Raw genomic sequence first — 21,306 nt, forward strand, 5'->3', positions numbered from 1 at the left:
TTTCCTTACAGGTGAAAATCACCCTGATAAAGTTTGATATCCAGTGTGGTAGTCATTTGCTGGTAGCGGATCAACACGCGGGTAAACAGCAGTCCCACCAGCATCGCCAGCGAGCGATAGCCCAACGGCAAGCTACGATACCCAAAACGCAGCGTTTGTGCGCGATGAATAGCCAGCGCCTCGTCTAACAGGATAAAAATAAAGCGCCAGGTTAACAGGATCTGCTCAGTAAGCAGGCGAGGAACGTGCGCGCGTTTGAGTAAAATAATCAGCTGCGGAAACGGTAGATTCAGCACCAGCCAGAGCGTTGCCGCCAACGCAGCCAGGCTGCGCCAGAAGGTTTCATTGGCGGTGAAAAGTCCTGAGGCACTAACGCCCAACCAGTAGCTGCCAACGGGAATGCTGGCCAGCAGAGTCTGCGGATCGCGACTAAAACTAAACAGGATGGTCACTACCCCTATCGTCAGAAAACCAAACGGTAATGCCATCCAGCGGCACCAGCGCCAGAACGAAATGCGTAGCAGCCAGCAGCTCAGCGCGGCAATCAGTAACAGCTCGATACCCTGCCCCAACGGGGGCAGAGTAAACGCCAGAATCATCATCATTAGCCAGAGCAGAAATTTCCGCACCGGTGAGACATGAAACCAGCGGCTTTGATAGCTAAGCCTGTCAAGCCCGGTCATCACGACGTTGCCTGCCTTTGGTGTAACCCAGTATGTAGAAAATTACGGCTGCACCCAGCGATCCCTGGAGCGTAAACAACAGGCTTTCAATCTCACCGCTTGCCGGTTCATACAACGGCTGGAACCATGGCTCATAATGCGGGGCAATAGCCTGAATCTGACTCTCTGCTTCACCGTCTGAACCGCCGTATTCTCCACCGTGGTTGATAAAGAACGGCAGGATCACCAGCGCCACTACCATGCCCAATATAATCAGCGTCTTTTTCATCGTTAATGTCCTTGTGCGGTTATTAACTGGCGTTTGGTTAGCTGATCGTAAATCAGCACGGTGAGTAACCCTTCCGCAATCGCGATGGGGATTTGTGTCAGACAGAAAATCCCCATGAATTTAATGATTGAACCGGTAGCGCCAGCAGACGGGTCCGGGAACGCCACGCCCAGTTGCACTGAGGTGACGAAATAGGTGACAAGATCCGCCAACATCGCGCACAAGAAGACGCAAACATCACGACGCAGCCCCGCACGGCAGGCCATTTTCCACACCATGTAACCCACTACCGGGCCAATCACCGCCATCGACATGCCGTTAGCGCCGAGCGTCGTCAAACCACCGTGCGCCAGCAGCAGTGCCTGGAACAGCAAAACGATCGCCCCGAGGATAGCTACTACACCTGGCCCGAACAGAATAACCGCCAGGCCTACGCCGGTAGGGTGTGAACAACTTCCGGTAACGGAAGGAATTTTCAGCGCCGACAGCACAAAAATAAAGGCGCCGCACAGTGCCAGTAAAACTTTCTGGTGGTTATCTTCCTGCACGATTTGGCGCAGGCGCACCAGCCCGTACCACAGGCAGGGTAAAAACAGCAGCCACCATGCCAGCGCCCACATCGGCGGCAGGAAACCTTCCATAATGTGCATCGCGAACGCTTGCTCAGGAACAATCATCAGTAATAGCGCCGCAGCCAACCCGCTGAAAGACAGCTGTTTTAGCTGTTGTTCAAGCTTCATTGTGCATACTCCCACTGTTTGTTGACCAGAATGGTCGAGAAATAAGGCAGCGGCTGATCGTCGCTCACCTCGTCGAGATGGCGCCAGCACTGCTCGCCCGGCAGCGTGGCTTCAGACATCATCAGCGCGTAGTCCAACAACCCCTCTTGCTGCAGCAACGCTTTGATGCGCGCAAAGCGACCGTAAACTTTCATCAGCACCAGGCTGTCATGCTGCTTTAACGCCTGCTGAATTTCAGCTTCCGGCGCGGTACAGGAGACCACTGCCAGCGATTGTTGCTCCATGGCGAGCGGAGTTTTCGCACGCGCGGCAATCGCAGCGAAAGAGGTCACGCCCGGGACAATTTCTAACCAGTCAGGCGAACCAATGCGCTGCAGTAAAAAGACCCAGGTGCTGAACAGCATGGCGTCACCGAGCGTAATAAAGCCTACCCTCTTCCCGGCTTCAACTTCCTGAACCAGCGCGCTTGCCACCTCATCCCAGACGGCCTCTTTTTCCGCGCTGTCGGCACTCATGGGAAAATGGCAGCAGCGAACCTCGGTCTGCTCGCCGATATACTCCCGTACAATCGACAGCGCCAGGCTATCGCCGCCTTTGCGTCCGGCGGGCGCATAGAGAATATCCAGCATCCCCAACGTGCGTGCAGCACGTACGGTGATCAGATCGGAAGCGCCAGGTCCGGTGCTTAATGCGTACAGTTTTCCGCTCATGCTGCTTCCTCCAGCGCCACATTAAGCGCCTGCTGTAAATGCGCCACAAACATCGCGCGAACCGCCGGGTTTTCCCCCAGTCCGCTGAGCCACGGCGTAGCCGGTATCCCTGCTGCGTTGAACAACGTTTTCCACGAATCGTCTTCGTCGGAGGCCATATCGTTAATCGCATGGTCACCGGCGACTAACATCAGCGGCATCAGATGTACCGCCGTGACGCCTTCCTGAGATAAACTTTCAATCAGCACATCCACTTCCGGGTAGCTTTCCACCGCCCCGACTCGCGCCGGGAAGCACTGCGCCGTCATCATGTGGTCAAGACAGGCATAGGCAGCAAAAGCGTGATGGCTTGCCCCGTGTCCCATAAACACCACTTTTTCTTTTTCACCCAGCGCCGGCATCTGCTGTTGCAACGCCAGCATCAACTGTGCGTAATCTTCAACGCTGCTCAAAAGCGGTACACCCAGCGTCAGGCGAGAAAACAGCGGGCGCATACTTTGTACTTCGCGGACAATTTTTTCGTATTCGTCGCCGTTGATGATGTGCAGCGACTGAATCGCGACATCCTGATACCCCTGCTCCGCCAGCTTTTGCAGCGCCTGCAGCGGTGTGTCGATTTCAATGCCGTCACGCTGTTTGAGCTTGCGGATTATCATCCCTGAGGTAAACGCCCGGAACAGGTCACGGTCAGGGCAACTGGCTGCGAGATCGCGCTCACAGGCCACAATATTTTTCTCACAGGTGTCGTGATAGCTGGTGCCAAAGCTGACCACCAGAAGCGCCTTTTTCATCTCTAACTCCTTAAGCAGCGGCCAGCCAGCGCGTTAAACGCGCCGCAAAGGCGGCCTGACTTTCCAGTAACTCTTCTCCCGTCACCAACGGTGCCGGACGTGTAATCACGATGCAGGGGATACCGGCATCCAGACAGGGTTGCACTTTTTCCTGATACCCCCCTTCCGCGCCTGATGCCTTAGTAATCACCACATCAGCCTGACACTGTTGATAAAACGCAGCGTTGAACTCGGCGCTAAACGGCCCACACAGAGCAAAGATCTCACCGACGCCAAATCCCAGGTCCGCGCATTGCTGAATGACCTCAGGTACAGGCAGGACGCGCGCCAGCAGCGTTTTCTCTGGCAACTCTTTGCGCCAGATCGCCAGATCTTTACTGCCGGTCGTCAGCAGCACTCGTTCACCGAAACGCCGCGCAACCTCGCTGGCTTGCTGAATACTCTGTACGGTATACAGGTGCGAGTGGGTTAAACCGCTTAACTGTTCGGGGCGCTGATAGCGGCTCAGCAGTACGCCCGCCGCTTCGCAGGCATTCATGATGTTGCGACTCACCACCTCGGCGTAAGGATGCGAAGCATCAATCACCCAGCGCGTCCGATTTTCCTGCAGCCAGGCAATCATTTGCTCACGTTCCAGACGCCCGCAGCGCACCTGACCTTTGATGTCTCCCGCCAGTTGCTTTCCCGTCGGGGTCGCAACTGACAGGGTGTAGGCCACGTTTGCCGCATCCAGTTGCTGGCACAGCATGCGCGCATCGCTGGTGCCGCCCATGACCAGCACATCACCATAATTCACAGCACATAACCTCGGGGTGTGATCATCAGCCCGTCCTGAACATAGGTGGTTTTGTTGCCCACGATCACAAGACTGGTCATATCAACCGGCTCAAAATCCATTTCACCCAGCGTGGTCAGCCATTTTTCCTGCTTTTTACGTCCGGCCGACTTCACAATACCGACCGGCGTTTGTGCACTCTTGCTGGCAGATAACAGCTCAAATGCGCGCGCCAGATGTCCTTCGCGACCCCGACTGCGTGGGTTGTAGAAACAGATAACAAAATCGGCCTCACCGGCGGCAACGATGCGTTTTTCGATAACCGGCCACGGCGTTAACAGATCGCTTAAGCTGATGTGGCAGAAGTCGTGCATCAACGGCGCGCCCAGCAAAGAGGCGGCGGCAATACTGGCGGTCATACCTGGTATCAACCTGACCTCAACGTCCAGCTTTTGCTTGCTGACCAGTTCGAGTACCAGTCCGGCCATACCGTAAATCCCCGCGTCACCGCTGCTGATCAACGCCACATTGTGACCCGCCTGCGCCAGTTCGATCGCCGCCTGACAGCGTTCAATCTCTTTGCACATTCCGGTTTTGATCACCTGCTTGTCGCCTGTGAACGCTTTTACCAGGTGGGTGTAGGTTTTATAGCCAACGATGATTTCCGCTGCCTGCAATGCTTCAACAGCTTCCATGGTCATCATTGCCTGCGAGCCAGGGCCAATTCCAATTACGCTTAACATCAGTGTGAAACTCCCAAAGTGATAGTGACGCCCTGTTCTCGCAGGGTCTCGCCTAACAGTTGTCCGTGGCTAAGCAGCCAGGCTGCAGGACCGGAAACGCTTCCTGTGCCCACCGTTTTGCGCACAAACGATGAAGCCGGAAAACGGTGTTCATGCTCACGCAGCGCGTCAGCAGTAAAGGTTTCGAAAGGAACCCGACAGCACGAAGCTAATTGGATAAGTCCCTGTTCATTTTTTTTCAGCGTGATGCTGCCAATTGCTTTTAACGCCAGCGGATCGAGCTGCTGGGCTTCGAGTTGTCTGGCCAGCAGCGCAGCCAGCAGCGGAAACGGCGTATCGCGACGACAGCCAATTCCGGCGACAACCCGCTGCGGCACCAGCTTCCAGTGAGGAACCGGCAGGTCGGGTAAATTAGTGCGTAAGGTGATGCACACCAGCGCATCCAGTTCAGGAAGCGAGTTGAGATCGGATACCGTGATAAAACCGCGTCGATCGCAATGGCTGACATCCTGCGTCAGTTCGTCATCCCACCACAGGCCTACGCGCTTGTTACTAACCAGCATCTGATTGACGATCTTCACCGCCGAGCGGAAATCGCTCATCCGGGCATTCAACTGAAATGCCAGCGTATCCAGTGCCGCCATATCATTGACATCTGTCGCCGTGGTGATCACCGGGTCAGCGCCCAACATACCCGCCAGATAACGAGCCAGCGCATTCGCGCCCCCGGCGTGACCGGAGAGCAGGCTGATAACGTGCTGGGCACGTTCATCAATGACCACCACCGCCGGATCGCAAAATTTGTCGTTGACCAGCGGGGCCAGCACGCGCACCGCGATACCGGTCGCGCCGATAAAAATCAGCGCCGAATAATTTGCAAACGCTTCGCGGGCGGTATTGGCAAAGCCGTTTTCGAAGGGAATAAACCCCTCCTCCAGCAGCTTTTCACTGGTAAAACAGGTCACCGGCAGCATGGCCGCCAGACGCTTCGCCAGCACGACACCACCGGGCGTCAGGCAAAAAAGCGCAATGGATTCAGGCTTTACGGTATTCATGGCTAAAGTCCGCCGCATAGAGTTTGGAGTAGTGATACTCCGAGCCCAGGAAATTACCGACCAGAATGAGGGCCGTTTTGCGGATACCCGCATCGCGTACCTTGTCGCCAATATCCGCCAGCGTACCGCGCACAGTCTGGCTTTCCGGCCAGGTTGCTTTGTAGATCACCGCCACGGGCGTGGTCGCAGGATAACCGCCTTCAACAAGGCGTTCAGCCACCCGATGAATACGCTGGACGGACAGATAAATCGCCATTGACGTCTGGTGGCTGGCAAATGACTCCAGCTGTTCGCGCTCCGGTACCGGCGTGCGCCCTTCCAGACGTGTGATGATCAGGCTTTGTGAGACCTCTGGCACGGTATACTCAACGCCCAACTCCGCCGCCGCGCCGAGAAATGCGCTGACGCCAGGCACCACCTGCCAGTCAATCCCACGCTTGGTCAGTTCCTCGCCCTGCTCGCGCACGGAACCGTATAGCGAAACATCGCCGGTTTGCAGACGCACGACGGTCTTCCCTGCTTTCACGCCGGCCTCCATCAGGTCGAGGATCTGCTCCAGATGCAGTTCGGCGCTGTCGTGACATTCTGCGCCGGCAGGGCAATATTCCAGCAGTTCGGTGTTAATCAGCGATCCAGCGTAGATAACAACCTGCGCCTGCTGTAGCAACCGGTAACCTTTGAGGGTAATCAGCTCGCGATCGCCAGGACCTGCGCCGACAAACCACACGCTACGGGGATCAAAAATCTCAGACATGGTTTCCTTCCTTCTGACAGGCGATAACAAATACGGGGTTATTCGGTTTGAAATAATGACCATTGCCAAGCGAGGTAAGCGAGGAAACCTGTAGCTGCAGGCAATCCACGCCCTGTACGCCAAGATGGTCCAGATGTGCCAGCGCGGTGTTGAGGTTTTCCTGGAGGATAAACGTCATCACCAGCCGCCCTGCGGGATGCAATTGACGCATTGACCAGTCAATCAGTTCGGTCAAATGGCCGCCGCTGCCACCCATAAAAATGGCATCGGCTTTTTCTGCGATAGTCATCGGTGCAACGCCGGGAAAAATATCGATGTTTGCGCAGGCAAAATGCTGACGGTTCTCATCCAGCAGCCTGAGCGCTGCCGGGTTACGCTCAATTGCTGTCACGCGTAATCCAGGGTATTGCAGCGCGGCTTCTATCGACACGCTGCCGGTTCCGGCACCAATATCAATCAGGTGACTGGCGCGGTATAATTCAAGTTTTGAGAGGGCAAGTGCGCGTACCGCTTCTTTGGTCATCGGCACTTTCTCTCCACGCAGAAACAGCTCATCTTTCATCAAGGATCACCACTGCATTCATGTCATAGTCGGCGTTAACTTCACTTACGGGCAGGAAATGGATCCGTTCGTTTTCCATCGCCAGGTTTTCGCCAATCACCATCCAGCGATGTCCCTTGCCTCGCGCTATCAGCTGTTGCGCAATTTCACGCGGGCCGCACAGCCCATCTGTCACAATCGCCACCTTGTTATGCCGCGCCAGTTCATCGAAACAGACGCTGCGACCATGGCTACTGGTCAGCCACATATCGTTCATATCAATACCGGACTGCGCACACAGATACTGCACCGCACTAATGCCGGGAATAATGCGCACATTTTCAATACCAAAATGCGCCACCATGCGCGTTCCGATCCCATAGAACAGCGGATCGCCAGACGCCAGCACCACAACCTGTTGCGCCCGGTTCGTATTAATCCAGTCCAGTAGTTCCGGGATATTGGCACCGAGAACAAACTGTTCGCCGGTAAAATCCGCGAACTGCTGCAAATGCCGCTTACCGCCGACCAGAACATCAGCCGTTGCAACCGCTTCGCGTGCCGCAGGCGTCATCAAATGCAAACCGGCAGGTCCCATCCCCACAACGGTTAACATTGCATCTCCTCAGCAATATCTGCGATTGGACGATTACAACCCAGCACCTGGTTATCAAAGGAGAACATGATGGCGTCGCAGGTCGGGGGATTTTTGGTAAAACGCAACGTTTGCAGGACGCGCATACAAATGCGCTTAGCCAGATGGTCATAAATGCGCTGAAAACCATACGCTTCTATGTGTTCCATCGCCGCCTCGGTGGTATCGCAGTCGCTGACCAGCGTCAGCAGTTCCAGCGGCGCGCCAAGTAACGCGAGATGGGCCACCAGAGTTTCCATACGCGCGTCGGCAATATGGCTATGGGTATGGAAAATGCCCGCCGCGATTTTGACAAGCTTGCCCGGATGTCCCACCAGCACGATTTGTCGGAACCCCAGACGTACCGCTTCTTCAATCATGTAGCCGACAAAGTTGCTCATGGTGACAACCACCTGGGTGTCAATCCCCATCTGCTCGCGCACAAAACGTTCGCCATGGTTTCCCGGTACCAGTACGACGCGTTCCAGTCCCGCCGCTCGCTTAATTTCCAGCTCCAGCGACAGCGAACGTTTCCAGCTCTCTTCCGACATCGGCGTGACGATTCCGGTGGTGCCAATAATCGAAATGCCACCCAGAATACCCAGGCGCGAGTTGTAGGTTTTTTGCGCCCGCTCTTCGCCTTCCGGCGCGAAAATCTCAATCTGTGCCCCTCGATTCGGGCCAATCGCCTCACGCACCGCTGACTCAATGGTCTGGCGAGGTGTGCGGTTAATCGCTGAACTGCCCACTGGCAGGCCGATCCCTTTGCGGGTTACCGTACCAACGCCTTCCCCGCCTTGAAGGGTTATCTCTTTACTCTCGTTTAACGTCACGCGCGCAAAAATCAGCATGCCGTGAGTGGCGTCCACATCATCGCCACCGTCTTTGCGAATAGCGGCTATCGCCTGCTGCCCTTCGATATGCGGCGACTCCACGTTCAGACACAGCGTCACCCCGGAAGGCGTCACAATAGAAACCTGATGGATCAAGTGTTGGCGTAATACCATCAGCGCCGCCACTTTTGCCGCCGCCGTCGCGCAGGATCCGGTGGTATATCCTTTACGCAGTGCTTTACCGTTGTGCCACACCGGCGTATCGAAAGCCTCGCTCATCGCGCCCCCTGCATGTGATAAAGCATGGCATTGACGATAGCGGCAGCGACATTACTTCCCCCTTTACGGCCTAACGCGGCAATGGCGGGCAGACTGCTTTGGGTGAGCGCATCTTTCGACTCTTCGGCACCGACGAACCCTACCGGTACGCCAACCACACCGCTGACGGCAACATCATGCTCAAGCAGGCGAAACAACGCTGTCGGCGCGTTACCAAACACAAACAGCTTTTCACCTTCTTCCTTCACTGCGATATCGACGGTCGCCATCGAGCGAGTAATGCCCTGCTCTTTGGCCGTCCGCACAACCCGTGGGTCGCTGATGTAGCAGCGGCATTCACCGCCAAATTTTGCCAGCAACGTTTTATTAATCCCGGACAGAGCCATCGTGGTATCGGTATAAATCACGCTTGAGCGGCTAAGCGCCGCACAAAACTGTTCCAGCACATCACTGGAAAACCACAGAATGTCCAGCCAGTCGAAATCCGCGGTTGTGTGAATGACCCGCTTGATAATGGCTTCATGTAACGGGCTGGCAAACTGATAGTCCGGGCGTGTTTCACGAATAATCTCGCCAATAATGTCGAAACTTTTGGCCTCAATCGCCTGGGGTTGCTGGATATATTGCATGGTGTTGTCCTCAGGCCACACCGACCAGCAGCCACCGCAGCGCAATAAACAGCGCCAGTGCCAGCGTCGATGCCACCCACATCAATCGAATCGTATGGGAAATGTCGTCTACCGAAATGTCGCGCTGCGCATCACCGATCCACGGTTTCTCAACGCGCTCGCCAAAGTAGTCATTAGGACCACCCAGACGAATGCCTAATGCCCCGGCCACGGATGCCTCCGACCACGCACAGTTTGGGCTGCTGTGGTTATAGCGATCGCGCCAGCCAATCTGCAAAGCTCGTGCGCCGTTCTGGCGGCATAAAAATGCTGCAGCGCTCAGCAGCAACCAGCTCAGTCTCGCGGGAATATAATTTGCGATATCATCCAGACGGGCGCTGACCATACCGATGGCTCGGTATTTTTCATGTTTGTAGCCCACCATGGAGTCAAGGGTGTTTACCGCTTTATAGGCCATCGCCAGGGGTGCACCACCGAGAAGCAGGAAGAACAGCGGCGCGATAATGCCGTCAACGGTATTCTCCGCTACGGTTTCCACTACACCGCGATTAATCTGCGGCGGTTGTAGTTGCGAGGTATCACGTCCCACAATCCATGACAGCTTTTCCCGACTGGCGGCCAGGTTACCGGCACGTAGCGGACGTTCTACATCCTGCGCGGCGTTTGCCAGGCAGCGCCCGGCCAGCACGGTGAAAATCATCCAGACCTCAACAACCCAACCAAACCAGGGATGAATTGATTGCGCCAGCGCCAGTATTCCCCAGGACACAGCCCAGGTCAGTCCAACCACTACAATCCACATCAGCGCGCCACCGATGCGTAACGCGCGGTCGCTATGGCAGTAACGCCGAACAACACGTTGCACGGCAGAAATCAGATTGCCAATCCAGCGCACCGGATGCGGCCAGTTCTGCGGATCGCCAATGATAAAATCGAGTAGCCAGGCAACACACCACGCGAGGATCGTCATAGCGCACTCCTCGCGGCTGCCAGCCAATGGTTAAGCATCTGCGGGCGTTGAGCAAAATGAACGTGTAGATAGCTGGCGAAGGTATTTCCTGACTGCCAGCCACCAGACCAGGCTTGCAGCGTTTTGCCATCGCGAACTTTGCGACAGTTCATCACTGCTGACGTTTCAGGGGTAAAATCGGAGTAGTGGAATTCATGACCGCGCAGCACTTCGCCTTTGGCAGCTAATAATGTTTGCTGCGCGGCCTGCGCTTCACAGTAACCAAATCGGGTCAAACGTTTACCCATTTTGCTGTGGCCGGGAATAATATCCGCCATCAACCAGGTCTCGCCCTGACTGTCCTCAAGTGAACTACCGAGATACATCAGTCCCCCACACTCCGCGTAAATCGCGACGCCTCGTTGGTGCGCCGCCCGCAACTGTTCAAGCATCGGGACATTTCCGGCCAGCGCTGCAGCATGTAACTCAGGATATCCGCCTCCTAGCCAGATCATCTGACAGTCGGGTAAGCAGTTGTCGTGCAAGGGGCTAAAACGGACAATCTTAAGCCCCGTGCGCTCCAGCAGCGTAATATTGTCCGGATAGTAAAAGTTGAATGCTTCGTCATCGGCGATGGCAAGCGTTAGCCCTGCCCCTGCGTCTGCTGCCGGTAGCGCGGGCCATTCGCCAACAGGAAGGGTGTTTAACTGGCTTAATGCCAACAACGCGTCGATATCAAGGGTTTGCTCCAGCGTCGCGGCGAATGCCTGCCACGGTTGCTGGCTGATAACCGACTCGCGCGCGGTAACTAAACCCAGATGACGTTCAGGAAGCGCAATGCCGTCCACACGGGGAACGTAGCCTAAGACGGGTACGGCGCAGTAACGTTCGATCGCCACCTTCAGCAGTTGGTAATGTGTTTCGCTGTTGACCCGATTAACAATGACGCCTGCGATGTTCAGGGTTGGATCAAAATGCTGAAAGCCCATTACCGTTGCGGCGATCGAGGTGGAAACGGCTTTGCCATCAACCAATAAGATAACCGGACAGCCTAACTGTTTGGCCATCGCGGCAGTGCTGCAATAGTTTGGGTCGGTACCATAGCCGTCATACAGTCCCATGACACCTTCGATAACGGCGATATCCGCATGTTGCATCTGCTCGCGAAATAATGCGTTCAGCGTGGGAACGGGAAGCATGAAGCTATCAAGATTGCGGGAAGCGGTACCGCACACCGCGGTATGCCAGCCGGTATCAAGGTAATCAGGACCGACCTTGCAAGGCTGGACGCGTAATCCGCGCTTTTTCAACAAGCTCAACAAGCCCAGCGTCACCGTGGTTTTACCACAGCCGCTTCCGGTACCTGCAAGAACAAATGCGTGAAAATTGGCCGCCATACCCTGATCCTGTTCAGGGTGGTAGGGGTGTAGAGATACCCAGTCTCTCGACTGTATGCATCTGAACCACCCACTTCCCACCGAAGTTGTTGGTAGTCACTGACAGGCAGGTCTTCTGGCTTAGCGTCATCCTCACCCGCCCTTCCCAATCTTGCGATCAGTGGTCAATACGGGGTCGTCAGCATCACAGCAGCGGGGGCTGCGGGGGATTCTCACCCCCTTCCCTGCCACAAACGTGGCAAACCTGTCAGTTCAAGAGCCTGATTAATTAAGCTCTATGTTATGAGGTAAATTCACGACCTCATGACAATAATTCAATTTAATATCTTTCCGGGTTCATTCAGCCAATATTCTGGCCTTAACCCATTGACTTCATAAGTTCGTATTCTGAATGAAAATGTCGTTAAAGAATAAAGAAAGTCCTTCACACAGACACTGTATCTCATCACAAAAATAAAAACTGGTGCAGTTTATCCCTCTAATACTATTATTTTGTTGCGCTATGACAATTTATTGGCAGCTGTCATTATTATTCATTTTATAATGATTGGCATAGCACCACATATCAAAAATCGGCAATAGCAAAATATTGCTATTTACGCAGACTCTCCGCGTGAAATGACATTTATTTGCTGGCGAAATGCCTGCGGCGTAACCTGATACGTTTGACGGAACACCTTGCAAAAATAGCTGGTTTGCGAAAAGCCTAAATTACGCGCAATGCTGGCTATACTCCAGTCACTGTGGCAAAGCAACTCTTTGGCACTTGCCATTCTCTGTTGGTTTACCCATGCGTTAAAACCGATACCCTGATATTTTTTGAACAATTTACTGAAATAGTAAGGGCTAAGGAAAACATGTGAGGCGACATCTTCCAGACGCAATTCGTCTGATAAATGCGCATCAATATAGCGCAGGGCTTTTTTCATCTTACTGTCATGCGGATTGGTACTGCGGTTAGTGCGTACCGGCTCTGACTGCTGTGGATTGTCTTTGATAACGACAAAATTAAGTTGTTTCTTAAGACAGTTTTCTACAATGAGTTTCAGCAGATCTGCTGAGGCGATGACTCGTGAATAGTCCATTTCCGGTACATTTCGAAATTCATTGACCAGTTCGGGATCAGCTTGCCAGCGGTCATCGACGTTGAGAATATCAACCAGACCAACGTCGTTACTTAAGCGTACCTGACCACAGAGCACAAACCCAACCAGGTGGCCGGCGATGACCAGAGGAATGGAAAAATCGGTAAGTCCGGCATGACAACGATAGATGCAGGGTTGATCGGATTTAGACGCTTCCAGCCCTCCGCAGCGGTCGCTCATACGACAACGGGTGCTGTGCTGAGGATGCTGGCGCATCAACTGGCAAAAAGGAGTGAAATTAAAGAGCTCAGAAATTTCATCACCGTGAATATTGACAACCACAACGGCCAGACTGGTGGCCTGTGCAAAATCCTGTGCGATTTTATTAATGAGTTCTGAGTTCAGGGCACTCGCAGAAATCATGATAAAACCTCTCAGTTAATTTATTGTTATAAAGAAACATATTATTCACACTCATTTTCATCCTGCCATTCTGAGCAATGATGAAAGTCATCAGCGAACATAACAAAAGTCTCCCATTGTTGGGAGACTTTTTCAGCGGTTCAGGAAACCGGATCACGAAAACAGTTTTTACCTTTCAAAAATAAGCTTTTTCCGTGAAGCTAGCTCTCATTTTCCTCCAGCTTACACGCATTACACGGTAAATTTTTGCCAATAAAATAACGATAAATTGCAGCACCCGCGCAGGCGCCGATGATGGGAGCCACAATCGGAACAATGAAGTATGGGATATCACGTCCGCCGGTCATCGCGACATCTCCCCATCCGGCCATCCAGGCAAACAATTTAGGACCAAAATCACGCGCCGGATTCATTGCAAATCCGGTAAGCGGGCCGGTGGATGCGCCGATAACAGCAACGAGAATACCAATCAGCAACGGCGCTAACGGCCCCCTGGGAACACCGTTACCGTCGTCGGTCAGCGCCATGATCATCCCCATCAGAATCGAGGTAATCACCACTTCAACCAGCGCGGCCTGCCAGACACTGAGCGCTGCGGCAGGATAAGTACTAAATATGCTGGCAAGCTGCAAGCTTTCAAGACTTCCGCGTATCATCTGGTGGGCTGATTCATACTCGGTAAACAGACTGCCATAGAGCAAATAAGCCAGCAGAGCGCCACCGAAGGCCCCCGCGACCTGAGCCACGGTATAAGGCAAAACCTTCCGCCCCGGAAAGCAGGCAAATAACCACAGAGCGATAGTAATAGCAGGATTGAGATGTGCACCAGAAATTCCGGCCGTCAGGTAAACTGCAAGCGAGATCCCCAGACCCCATATGATGCAGATCTCCCACAATCCCAGGCTGGCACCTGCGACTTTCAGGGCGCTCAGGCATCCAATTCCAAAAAACAAAAACAGCCCGGTACCCAAAAACTCAGCAATGCATTGCGCTTTTAGTGAATCGTTCATTGTGACACCTTCTAAGCAGAGTTCGTGTCTTTACCAGCGGACTCCTTGCTGGCAAGTAGAATACTTCGAGGCTTACTATAAAAAGCCATGTCGGCAAATTGTTGGCAATCTGCGGGCGATATGACTTTCAAAATCGTGTTGCGATAGCAAATTCTTGCGATCACTTTTATTAAACAAAGCCAGATGACGTGGAATTCCTCTATTACATGTACATTTTAAAAATAATAAAATATTGCCAATAGCATAATCTTGTTTTCAGATAACCGTCACAAATTCATTCCCCCCGCATAGCAAATGATATTTCACCTGTCACGTTAAAAAGTGTAAATATGGAATTAACATAGCCAAATAATCACATCGGCATTTCATAATATATTCAATAAAAACAACACCATAAAATAAATAACAGCAATTTTATATCACCAGAACCTCACTATTTTTTCACTCATAGTTTCAAGTCAGCCATTCTTTTTCCTCGCTTCTTTTTATAGTCATGAACATCGGGACAACCCAGGCGAGGTCTTTATGCAACAAGAAGCGTTAGGAATGGTAGAAACCAAAGGCTTAACTGCAGCCATAGAGGCCGCAGATGCAATGGTGAAATCAGCCAATGTAATGCTGGTCGGATACGAAAAAATTGGTTCGGGGCTGGTAACAGTCATTGTCCGCGGCGATGTCGGCGCTGTCAAAGCAGCAACAGATGCTGGTGCCGCCGCAGCCCGAAACGTGGGAGAAGTGAAAGCCGTACACGTCATTCCACGCCCTCATACCGATGTAGAAAAAATCTTACCGAAGGGAATTAGCTAATGAGCAGCAATGAGCTGGTTGAACAGATCATGGCGCAGGTGATTGCTCGCGTGGCGACGCCAGAACAGCAGGCTATCCCTGAAAATAATCCTCCAACACGAGAAACGGCTATGACAGAGAAAAGCTGCAGTTTAACGGAGTTTGTCGGTACCGCGATTGGCGACACAGTCGGTCTGGTAATCGCCAACGTAGATAGCGCCTTACTGGACGCGATGAAACTTGAAAAACGTTATCGATCCATTGGCATCCTTGGCGCACGTACAGGTGCGGGCCCGCACATCATGGCCGCCGATGAAGCGGTAAAAGCCACAAATACTGAAGTCGTCAGCATCGAGTTGCCACGTGATACCAAAGGTGGTGCAGGTCATGGGTCACTGATTATTCTCGGCGGCAACGATGTTTCCGACGTGAAACGCGGCATTGAGGTTGCACTGAAAGAGTTGGATCGCACCTTTGGCGACGTTTATGCCAACGAAGCCGGTCATATCGAGATGCAATACACCGCGCGCGCCAGCTATGCGCTGGAAAAAGCCTTTGGCGCACCGATTGGTCGAGCCTGCGGCATCATTGTCGGCGCACCAGCATCCGTGGGTGTCCTGATGGCTGATACGGCGCTGAAATCTGCCAACGTGGAAGTTGTGGCCTACAGCTCCCCAGCCCACGGCACCAGCTTCAGTAACGAAGCTATCCTGGTCATTTCAGGCGATTCCGGCGCGGTTCGCCAGGCCGTTATCTCCGCCCGCGAAATCGGTAAAACCGTACTCGGGACTCTCGGCTCAGAGCCGAAAAACGATCGTCCGTCCTACATCTGATATCAGTGAGGCTGATTCATGAGATCGAAAAGATTTGAAGCACTGGCGAAGCGCCCTGTGAATCAGGATGGCTTCGTTAAGGAGTGGATCGAGGAAGGCTTCATTGCGATGGAAAGCCCGAACGACCCCAAACCGTCGATTAAAATCGTCAACGGTACAGTCACTGAACTGGACGGCAAATCCGCCAGTGAATTTGACCTAATTGACCATTTTATTGCCCGCTATGGCATTAACCTGGCCCGCGCGGAAGAAGTTATGGCGATGGATTCGGTCAAACTGGCCAATATGCTTTGCGATCCTAACGTGAAGCGCAAAGATATTGTGCCGCTAACCACCGCAATGACACCGGCAAAAATTGTCGAAGTAGTGTCACATATGAACGTCGTTGAGATGATGATGGCCATGCAGAAAATGCGCGCTCGTCGTACCCCGTCTCAACAGGCACACGTCACTAACGTTAAAGATAACCCGGTGCAGATTGCCGCTGATGCCGCTGAAGGCGCATGGCGCGGGTTTGACGAACAGGAAACCACCGTTGCTGTTGCGCGTTATGCGCCATTTAACGCCATTGCACTGTTAGTCGGCTCACAGGTTGGGCGTCCTGGCGTGTTAACCCAGTGTTCACTGGAAGAAGCGACTGAACTGAAACTCGGCATGCTAGGCCACACCTGCTATGCAGAAACAATCTCCGTCTATGGTACAGAACCCGTCTTTACTGACGGCGACGACACGCCATGGTCGAAAGGCTTCCTCGCCTCTTCCTACGCCTCCCGCGGTCTGAAAATGCGCTTTACTTCCGGTTCTGGCTCAGAAGTTCAAATGGGTTATGCCGAAGGCAAATCGATGCTTTATCTGGAAGCCCGCTGTATTTACATCACCAAAGCTGCTGGCGTACAGGGTTTACAAAACGGTTCCGTAAGCTGCATCGGTGTGCCTTCCGCTGTACCGTCGGGTATCCGCGCCGTGCTGGCAGAAAACCTGATCTGTTCTTCTCTGGATCTGGAATGCGCCTCCAGTAACGACCAGACCTTTACCCACTCGGATATGCGCCGTACTGCGCGCCTGCTGATGCAGTTCCTGCCCGGGACTGACTTCATCTCTTCCGGGTATTCCGCAGTGCCCAACTACGACAACATGTTTGCGGGTTCTAACGAGGATGCCGAGGATTTTGACGACTACAACGTTCTTCAGCGCGATCTGAAGGTAGACGGTGGGTTGCGTCCTGTTCGTGAAGAAGACGTTATCGCCATTCGCAACAAAGCAGCGCGCGCGCTACAGGCCGTCTTTGCCGGAATGGGATTACCGCCTATTACCGATGAAGAAGTGGAAGCTGCAACCTACGCTCACGGTTCGAAAGATATGCCGGAGCGAAACATTGTTGAAGACATTAAGTTTGCGCAAGAGATCATCAATAAAAACCGTAACGGTCTGGAAGTGGTGAAAGCCCTTGCTCAGGGCGGGTTTACCGATGTCGCTCAGGACATGCTCAACATCCAGAAAGCCAAGTTAACCGGGGATTATCTGCATACCTCCGCCATTATCGTTGGCGACGGACAGGTGCTGTCCGCAGTAAATGACGTCAATGATTATGCCGGTCCGGCAACAGGTTATCGCTTGCAAGGCGAACGCTGGGAAGAGATCAAAAACATCCCTGGCGCACTTGATCCCAACGAACTTGGCTAAGGGGTGAAAAATGGAAATCAATGAAAAGCTGCTACGCCAGATAATTGAAGACGTACTGTCGGAAATGCAGACCAGCGACAAACCCGTCTCCTTCCGCTCAGCGACAGCGGCCAGCACACCACAGGCTGCTGCGGTACAAGGTGACAGTTTTCTGACTGAGATTGGCGAAGCCAAACAGGGCCAGCAGCAGGACGAAGTGATTATCGCCGTAGGGCCAGCGTTTGGTCTGTCACAAACCGTCAATATCGTGGGAATACCGCACAAAAATATCTTGCGCGAAGTGATTGCCGGTATTGAAGAAGAAGGCATTAAAGCGCGCGTTATCCGCTGCTTTAAATCCTCTGATGTGGCGTTTGTTGCCGTGGAGGGTAATCGTCTGAGTGGTTCTGGGATCTCTATCGGCATCCAGTCAAAAGGCACCACGGTTATTCACCAACAGGGATTACCACCGCTTTCTAACCTGGAGCTGTTCCCTCAGGCACCGCTTTTGACGCTGGAAACCTATCGTCAGATCGGTAAAAACGCCGCACGTTATGCCAAGCGTGAATCTCCGCAACCGGTCCCTACGCTGAATGATCAGATGGCCCGTCCTAAGTACCAGGCGAAATCAGCCATTCTGCACATTAAAGAGACCAAATACGTCGTGACGGGCAAGAACCCGCAGGAACTGCGCGTGGCGCTTTGATAAAGGATAACTCCATGAATACCGACGCAATTGAATCGATGGTTCGGGATGTACTGAGCCGGATGAACAGCCTGCAGGGAGAGTCCACGACTCCGGCCACGGCGAGTTCATCAGCACATACTGCGAAAGTCTCGGACTACCCTCTCGCGAATAAACATCCTGAGTGGGTAAAAACCGCGACCAACAAAACCCTGGATGAGTTCACGCTCGAAAATGTTCTGAGCAACAAAGTAACAGCGCAGGACATGCGCATTACCCCTGAAACGCTGCGCCTTCAGGCGGAAATCGCTAAAGATGCCGGACGTGACAGGCTGGCGATGAACTTCGAACGCGCCGCTGAGCTAACCGCCGTACCTGACGACCGCATTCTGGAGATCTACAACGCGCTGCGTCCGTACCGCTCAACGAAAGACGAGCTGATGGCCATCGCCGACGATCTCGAAAACCGTTATCAGGCAAAGATCTGCGCAGCTTTCGTTCGTGAAGCGGCAGCGCTGTACGTTGAGCGTAAAAAACTCAAAGGCGACGACTAACTCAGGGACAGGATCATGCGATATATAGCTGGCATTGACATAGGCAACTCATCCACGGAAGTCGCTCTGGCTACCCTGGATGATTCTGGCGCACTGAGCATCACTGCCAGCGCGCTGGCGAAAACCACCGGGATTAAGGGCACATTGCGTAATGTGTTTGGCATTCAGGAGGCACTTACGCTGGCGGCTAAAAACGCTGGAATCAATGTCAGCGATATTTCGCTTATCCGCATTAACGAGGCCACCCCGGTCATTGGCGACGTGGCGATGGAAACGATCACCGAAACCATCATCACTGAATCCACCATGATCGGCCATAACCCTAAAACGCCGGGCGGCGTCGGGCTAGGCGTGGGCATTACGATTACGCCGGAGGACCTGCTCAGTCGTCCGGCGGATACGCCCTATATTCTGGTAGTGTCATCAGCATTTGATTTCGCCGATGTTGCCACGATGATTAATGCCTCCGTCCGCGCCGGATACCAGTTAACTGGCGTTATTTTACAGCAGGACGATGGCGTGTTGGTCAGTAATCGTCTGACTCATCCCATGCCCATCGTAGATGAAGTACTTCATATCGACCGCATTCCGTTGGGGATGCTGGCCGCCATTGAGGTCGCGGTTCCGGGAAAGGTCATTGAAACCCTTTCTAATCCCTACGGGATTGCAACCGTCTTTGGCCTCAATGCCGACGAGACTAAAAACATTGTCCCGATGGCACGGGCACTGATCGGCAACCGTTCTGCCGTAGTCGTGAAAACACCGTCAGGTGATGTGAAAGCACGCGCCATTCCCGCTGGAAATCTGGAACTGCAATCGCAGGGACGTACCGTGCGCGTCGACGTGGCTGCAGGCGCTGAAGCGATTATGAAAGCGGTTGGCGAATGCCCGAAACTGGATAACGTCACCGGTGAAGCCGGTACCAATATTGGCGGCATGCTGGAGCATGTGCGCCAGACAATGGCTGAATTAACCAACAAACCCAGCCACGAAATTTTTATTCAGGATCTGCTGGCCGTTGATACCTCAGTACCCGTCAGCGTGACGGGGGGGCTTGCCGGTGAGTTCTCGCTGGAACAGGCTGTCGGCATTGCCTCCATGGTGAAATCAGACCGTTTGCAAATGGCGATGATTGCGCAGGAAATCACGCAGAAGCTCAACATTAACGTCCAGGTAGGCGGCGCCGAAGCCGAGGCAGCCATTTTGGGAGCCTTAACCACTCCGGGCACAACGCGACCACTGGCTATTCTGGACCTCGGTGCGGGTTCGACAGATGCCTCCATCATCAACCAGAAAGGCGAAATTATTGCCACGCATCTGGCAGGGGCAGGCGATATGGTCACGATGATCATTGCCCGTGAACTAGGGCTGGATGATCGTTATCTTGCAGAAGAGATTAAAAAGCACCCGCTGGCGAAAGTCGAAAGCTTGTTCCATCTTCGCCACGAAGATGGCAGCGTCCAGTTCTTTTCCACCCCGCTTCCGCCAACTGTTTTTGCCCGCGTGTGCGTTGTGAAACCCGATGAACTAGTGCCATTACCAGGGGATCTGGCACTAGAAAAAGTTCGCGCCATTCGCCGTAGCGCCAAGGAGCGCGTTTTCGTTACCAACGCGCTCAGAGCGCTGCGTCAGGTAAGTCCGACCGGGAACATTCGGGATATTCCCTTTGTCGTGCTGGTTGGCGGTTCATCCCTGGACTTCGAAGTTCCACAACTGGTCACCGATGCGCTGGCACATTACCGTCTGGTTGCCGGGCGCGGCAACATTCGTGGCACCGAAGGTCCGCGCAACGCGGTTGCGACAGGGTTGATTCTCTCCTGGTACAAGGCATTCGCTCATGGAAAGTAATCTGACCACGCCAGCCATCGTTATCTTCACTACTGCCGACTGCGCAGGCGTCTGGAATGACGTGTTGCTGGGTATTGAAGAAGAAGGGATCCCCTTTGTGATTCAGGAGAGCCATTCGACTGACGTTATCCACAACGCTTGGCTGGCTGCCTGCCAATCGCCATTGCTGGTTGGTATTGGCTGCAGTCACGAAAAGCTGGTTGTGCACTACAAAAACTTACCTACATCAGCGCCACTTTTTACGCTGACGTATCAACAAAATAGCCACGATCGCCGCAGCATTGGTAATAACGCTGCGCGGCTGGTTAAAGGCATTCCTTTCCGCGAATGCCACTCATAACCCACAGGAGAAAAGCAGTATGAATAACGCACTGGGACTGGTTGAAACAAAAGGGCTTGTCGGCGCTATTGAAGCCGCTGATGCCATGGTGAAATCCGCAAACGTGCAGTTGGTTGGTTACGAAAAAATAGGCTCAGGCCTTATCACCGTTATGGTTCGCGGCGATGTCGGCGCAGTGAAAGCTGCCGTAGATGCAGGAAGCGCAGCAGCAAGCGCCGTTGGCGAGGTGAAATCCTGCCACGTTATCCCGCGTCCGCATAGCGACGTTGAAGCCATTTTACCTAAATCTGCATAAGTCG

At 53.4% G+C, this 21,306-nt stretch carries 25 protein-coding genes and 1 riboswitch; of the genes, 8 read left to right on the forward strand and 17 right to left on the reverse strand.

The genetic code is table 11. From position 1 onward, the window contains the following. Positions 1-5: 5 nt before the first annotated feature. The 17 genes from ACU8YC_RS04640 to pduF all read right to left on the reverse strand — a co-directional run bounded on the left by ACU8YC_RS04640 (position 6) and on the right by pduF (position 14,299). Complete coding sequence (locus ACU8YC_RS04640; RefSeq protein ID WP_151219964.1) at positions 6-683, reverse strand: energy-coupling factor ABC transporter transmembrane protein; 678 nt, start codon at positions 681-683, stop codon at positions 6-8. Further along, on the reverse strand, positions 670-951 hold the full coding sequence (locus ACU8YC_RS04645; protein ID WP_003030289.1) for an energy-coupling factor ABC transporter substrate-binding protein: 282 nt from the start codon (positions 949-951) through the stop codon (positions 670-672). The genes ACU8YC_RS04640 and ACU8YC_RS04645 overlap by 14 nt, the downstream gene beginning before the upstream one ends. A gap of 2 nt (positions 952-953) precedes the next feature. Then, positions 954-1,691, reverse strand: a complete 738-nt coding sequence (cbiM, locus tag ACU8YC_RS04650) for a cobalt ECF transporter S component CbiM (RefSeq protein WP_003834098.1) — start codon at positions 1,689-1,691, stop codon at positions 954-956. Next, the gene (locus ACU8YC_RS04655) at positions 1,688-2,401 is read right to left on the reverse strand and encodes a cobalt-factor II C(20)-methyltransferase (RefSeq protein ID WP_187252227.1); all 714 of its coding nucleotides are present in this window, start codon (positions 2,399-2,401) and stop codon (positions 1,688-1,690) included. Before ACU8YC_RS04655 ends, cbiM begins: the two co-directional genes overlap by 4 nt. Continuing rightward, positions 2,398-3,192 carry a sirohydrochlorin cobaltochelatase gene (cbiK, locus tag ACU8YC_RS04660; protein WP_187258788.1) on the reverse strand — a complete coding sequence of 265 codons (795 nt, stop codon included), beginning with the start codon at positions 3,190-3,192 and terminating at the stop codon, positions 2,398-2,400. The genes ACU8YC_RS04655 and cbiK overlap by 4 nt, the downstream gene beginning before the upstream one ends. Before the next feature lie 10 nt (positions 3,193-3,202). Further along, positions 3,203-3,988, reverse strand: coding sequence for a cobalt-precorrin-6A reductase (locus ACU8YC_RS04665; protein ID WP_151224674.1), 786 nt, complete (start codon positions 3,986-3,988; stop codon positions 3,203-3,205). Then, complete coding sequence (locus tag ACU8YC_RS04670; RefSeq protein ID WP_003030278.1) at positions 3,985-4,710, reverse strand: precorrin-3B C(17)-methyltransferase; 726 nt, start codon at positions 4,708-4,710, stop codon at positions 3,985-3,987. The genes ACU8YC_RS04665 and ACU8YC_RS04670 overlap by 4 nt, the downstream gene beginning before the upstream one ends. Continuing rightward, on the reverse strand, positions 4,710-5,765 hold the full coding sequence (cbiG, locus tag ACU8YC_RS04675) for a cobalt-precorrin 5A hydrolase (RefSeq protein WP_187252226.1): 1,056 nt from the start codon (positions 5,763-5,765) through the stop codon (positions 4,710-4,712). The genes ACU8YC_RS04670 and cbiG overlap by 1 nt, the downstream gene beginning before the upstream one ends. Next, positions 5,746-6,519, reverse strand: a complete 774-nt coding sequence (locus ACU8YC_RS04680) for a cobalt-precorrin-4 methyltransferase (protein WP_151219709.1) — start codon at positions 6,517-6,519, stop codon at positions 5,746-5,748. The genes cbiG and ACU8YC_RS04680 overlap by 20 nt, the downstream gene beginning before the upstream one ends. Continuing rightward, entirely contained in the window at positions 6,512-7,081 is a 570-nt protein-coding gene (locus ACU8YC_RS04685) for a decarboxylating cobalt-precorrin-6B (C(15))-methyltransferase (RefSeq protein WP_446895059.1), read from the reverse strand. The genes ACU8YC_RS04680 and ACU8YC_RS04685 overlap by 8 nt, the downstream gene beginning before the upstream one ends. After that, positions 7,071-7,676, reverse strand: a complete 606-nt coding sequence (locus ACU8YC_RS04690) for a cobalt-precorrin-7 (C(5))-methyltransferase (protein WP_446895060.1) — start codon at positions 7,674-7,676, stop codon at positions 7,071-7,073. Before ACU8YC_RS04690 ends, ACU8YC_RS04685 begins: the two co-directional genes overlap by 11 nt. Further along, positions 7,670-8,806 carry a cobalt-precorrin-5B (C(1))-methyltransferase CbiD gene (gene cbiD, locus ACU8YC_RS04695; RefSeq protein ID WP_446895061.1) on the reverse strand — a complete coding sequence of 379 codons (1,137 nt, stop codon included), beginning with the start codon at positions 8,804-8,806 and terminating at the stop codon, positions 7,670-7,672. The genes ACU8YC_RS04690 and cbiD overlap by 7 nt, the downstream gene beginning before the upstream one ends. Continuing rightward, positions 8,803-9,435 (reverse strand): cobalt-precorrin-8 methylmutase, encoded by a 633-nt coding sequence (locus tag ACU8YC_RS04700; RefSeq protein WP_446895062.1) that lies wholly within the window; start codon positions 9,433-9,435, stop codon positions 8,803-8,805. Before ACU8YC_RS04700 ends, cbiD begins: the two co-directional genes overlap by 4 nt. Positions 9,436-9,445: 10 nt before the next feature. Next, on the reverse strand, positions 9,446-10,405 hold the full coding sequence (gene cbiB, locus ACU8YC_RS04705) for an adenosylcobinamide-phosphate synthase CbiB (RefSeq protein WP_151219714.1): 960 nt from the start codon (positions 10,403-10,405) through the stop codon (positions 9,446-9,448). Continuing rightward, on the reverse strand, positions 10,402-11,781 hold the full coding sequence (locus tag ACU8YC_RS04710) for a cobyrinate a,c-diamide synthase (protein WP_151224676.1): 1,380 nt from the start codon (positions 11,779-11,781) through the stop codon (positions 10,402-10,404). The genes cbiB and ACU8YC_RS04710 overlap by 4 nt, the downstream gene beginning before the upstream one ends. Positions 11,782-11,869: 88 nt before the next feature. After that, positions 11,870-12,044, reverse strand: a riboswitch (cobalamin riboswitch). A 333-nt stretch (positions 12,045-12,377) separates the two neighbouring features. Next, positions 12,378-13,289: a transcriptional regulator PocR gene (gene pocR / locus ACU8YC_RS04715; RefSeq protein WP_151219716.1), complete on the reverse strand. Its 912-nt coding sequence runs from the start codon at positions 13,287-13,289 to the stop codon at positions 12,378-12,380. Between the two features lie 200 nt (positions 13,290-13,489). Continuing rightward, positions 13,490-14,299 carry a propanediol diffusion facilitator PduF gene (gene pduF, locus ACU8YC_RS04720; protein ID WP_286538984.1) on the reverse strand — a complete coding sequence of 270 codons (810 nt, stop codon included), beginning with the start codon at positions 14,297-14,299 and terminating at the stop codon, positions 13,490-13,492. Positions 14,300-14,824: 525 nt separating this feature from the next. Between pduF and pduA the strand changes: the two genes are divergently transcribed. From pduA to pduJ, 8 genes are read left to right on the forward strand one after another with little or no spacing between them, the layout of a single operon-like run. Beyond that, a complete protein-coding gene (pduA, locus tag ACU8YC_RS04725; protein ID WP_003030255.1) occupies positions 14,825-15,106 on the forward strand; it encodes a propanediol utilization microcompartment protein PduA in 282 nt (93 codons plus the stop codon). Beyond that, positions 15,106-15,918: a propanediol utilization microcompartment protein PduB gene (gene pduB, locus ACU8YC_RS04730; protein ID WP_151219718.1), complete on the forward strand. Its 813-nt coding sequence runs from the start codon at positions 15,106-15,108 to the stop codon at positions 15,916-15,918. The genes pduA and pduB overlap by 1 nt, the downstream gene beginning before the upstream one ends. Positions 15,919-15,936: 18 nt before the next feature. Then, positions 15,937-17,601 (forward strand): propanediol dehydratase large subunit PduC, encoded by a 1,665-nt coding sequence (pduC, locus tag ACU8YC_RS04735; RefSeq protein ID WP_003030249.1) that lies wholly within the window; start codon positions 15,937-15,939, stop codon positions 17,599-17,601. A 10-nt stretch (positions 17,602-17,611) separates the two neighbouring features. After that, a complete protein-coding gene (gene pduD, locus ACU8YC_RS04740) occupies positions 17,612-18,286 on the forward strand; it encodes a propanediol dehydratase medium subunit PduD (protein WP_187252222.1) in 675 nt (224 codons plus the stop codon). A 14-nt stretch (positions 18,287-18,300) separates the two neighbouring features. After that, the gene (gene pduE, locus ACU8YC_RS04745; RefSeq protein ID WP_151224677.1) at positions 18,301-18,819 is read left to right on the forward strand and encodes a propanediol dehydratase small subunit PduE; all 519 of its coding nucleotides are present in this window, start codon (positions 18,301-18,303) and stop codon (positions 18,817-18,819) included. A 15-nt stretch (positions 18,820-18,834) separates the two neighbouring features. Further along, positions 18,835-20,667 carry a diol dehydratase reactivase subunit alpha gene (locus tag ACU8YC_RS04750; protein ID WP_446895063.1) on the forward strand — a complete coding sequence of 611 codons (1,833 nt, stop codon included), beginning with the start codon at positions 18,835-18,837 and terminating at the stop codon, positions 20,665-20,667. Next, positions 20,657-21,007, forward strand: a complete 351-nt coding sequence (locus tag ACU8YC_RS04755; protein ID WP_151219720.1) for a glycerol dehydratase reactivase beta/small subunit family protein — start codon at positions 20,657-20,659, stop codon at positions 21,005-21,007. Before ACU8YC_RS04750 ends, ACU8YC_RS04755 begins: the two co-directional genes overlap by 11 nt. A gap of 19 nt (positions 21,008-21,026) precedes the next feature. Then, the gene (gene pduJ, locus ACU8YC_RS04760) at positions 21,027-21,302 is read left to right on the forward strand and encodes a propanediol utilization microcompartment protein PduJ (protein WP_001057752.1); all 276 of its coding nucleotides are present in this window, start codon (positions 21,027-21,029) and stop codon (positions 21,300-21,302) included. Positions 21,303-21,306: the final 4 nt, after the last annotated feature.

It is taken from the genome of Citrobacter sp. VF227, assembly GCF_052950715.1.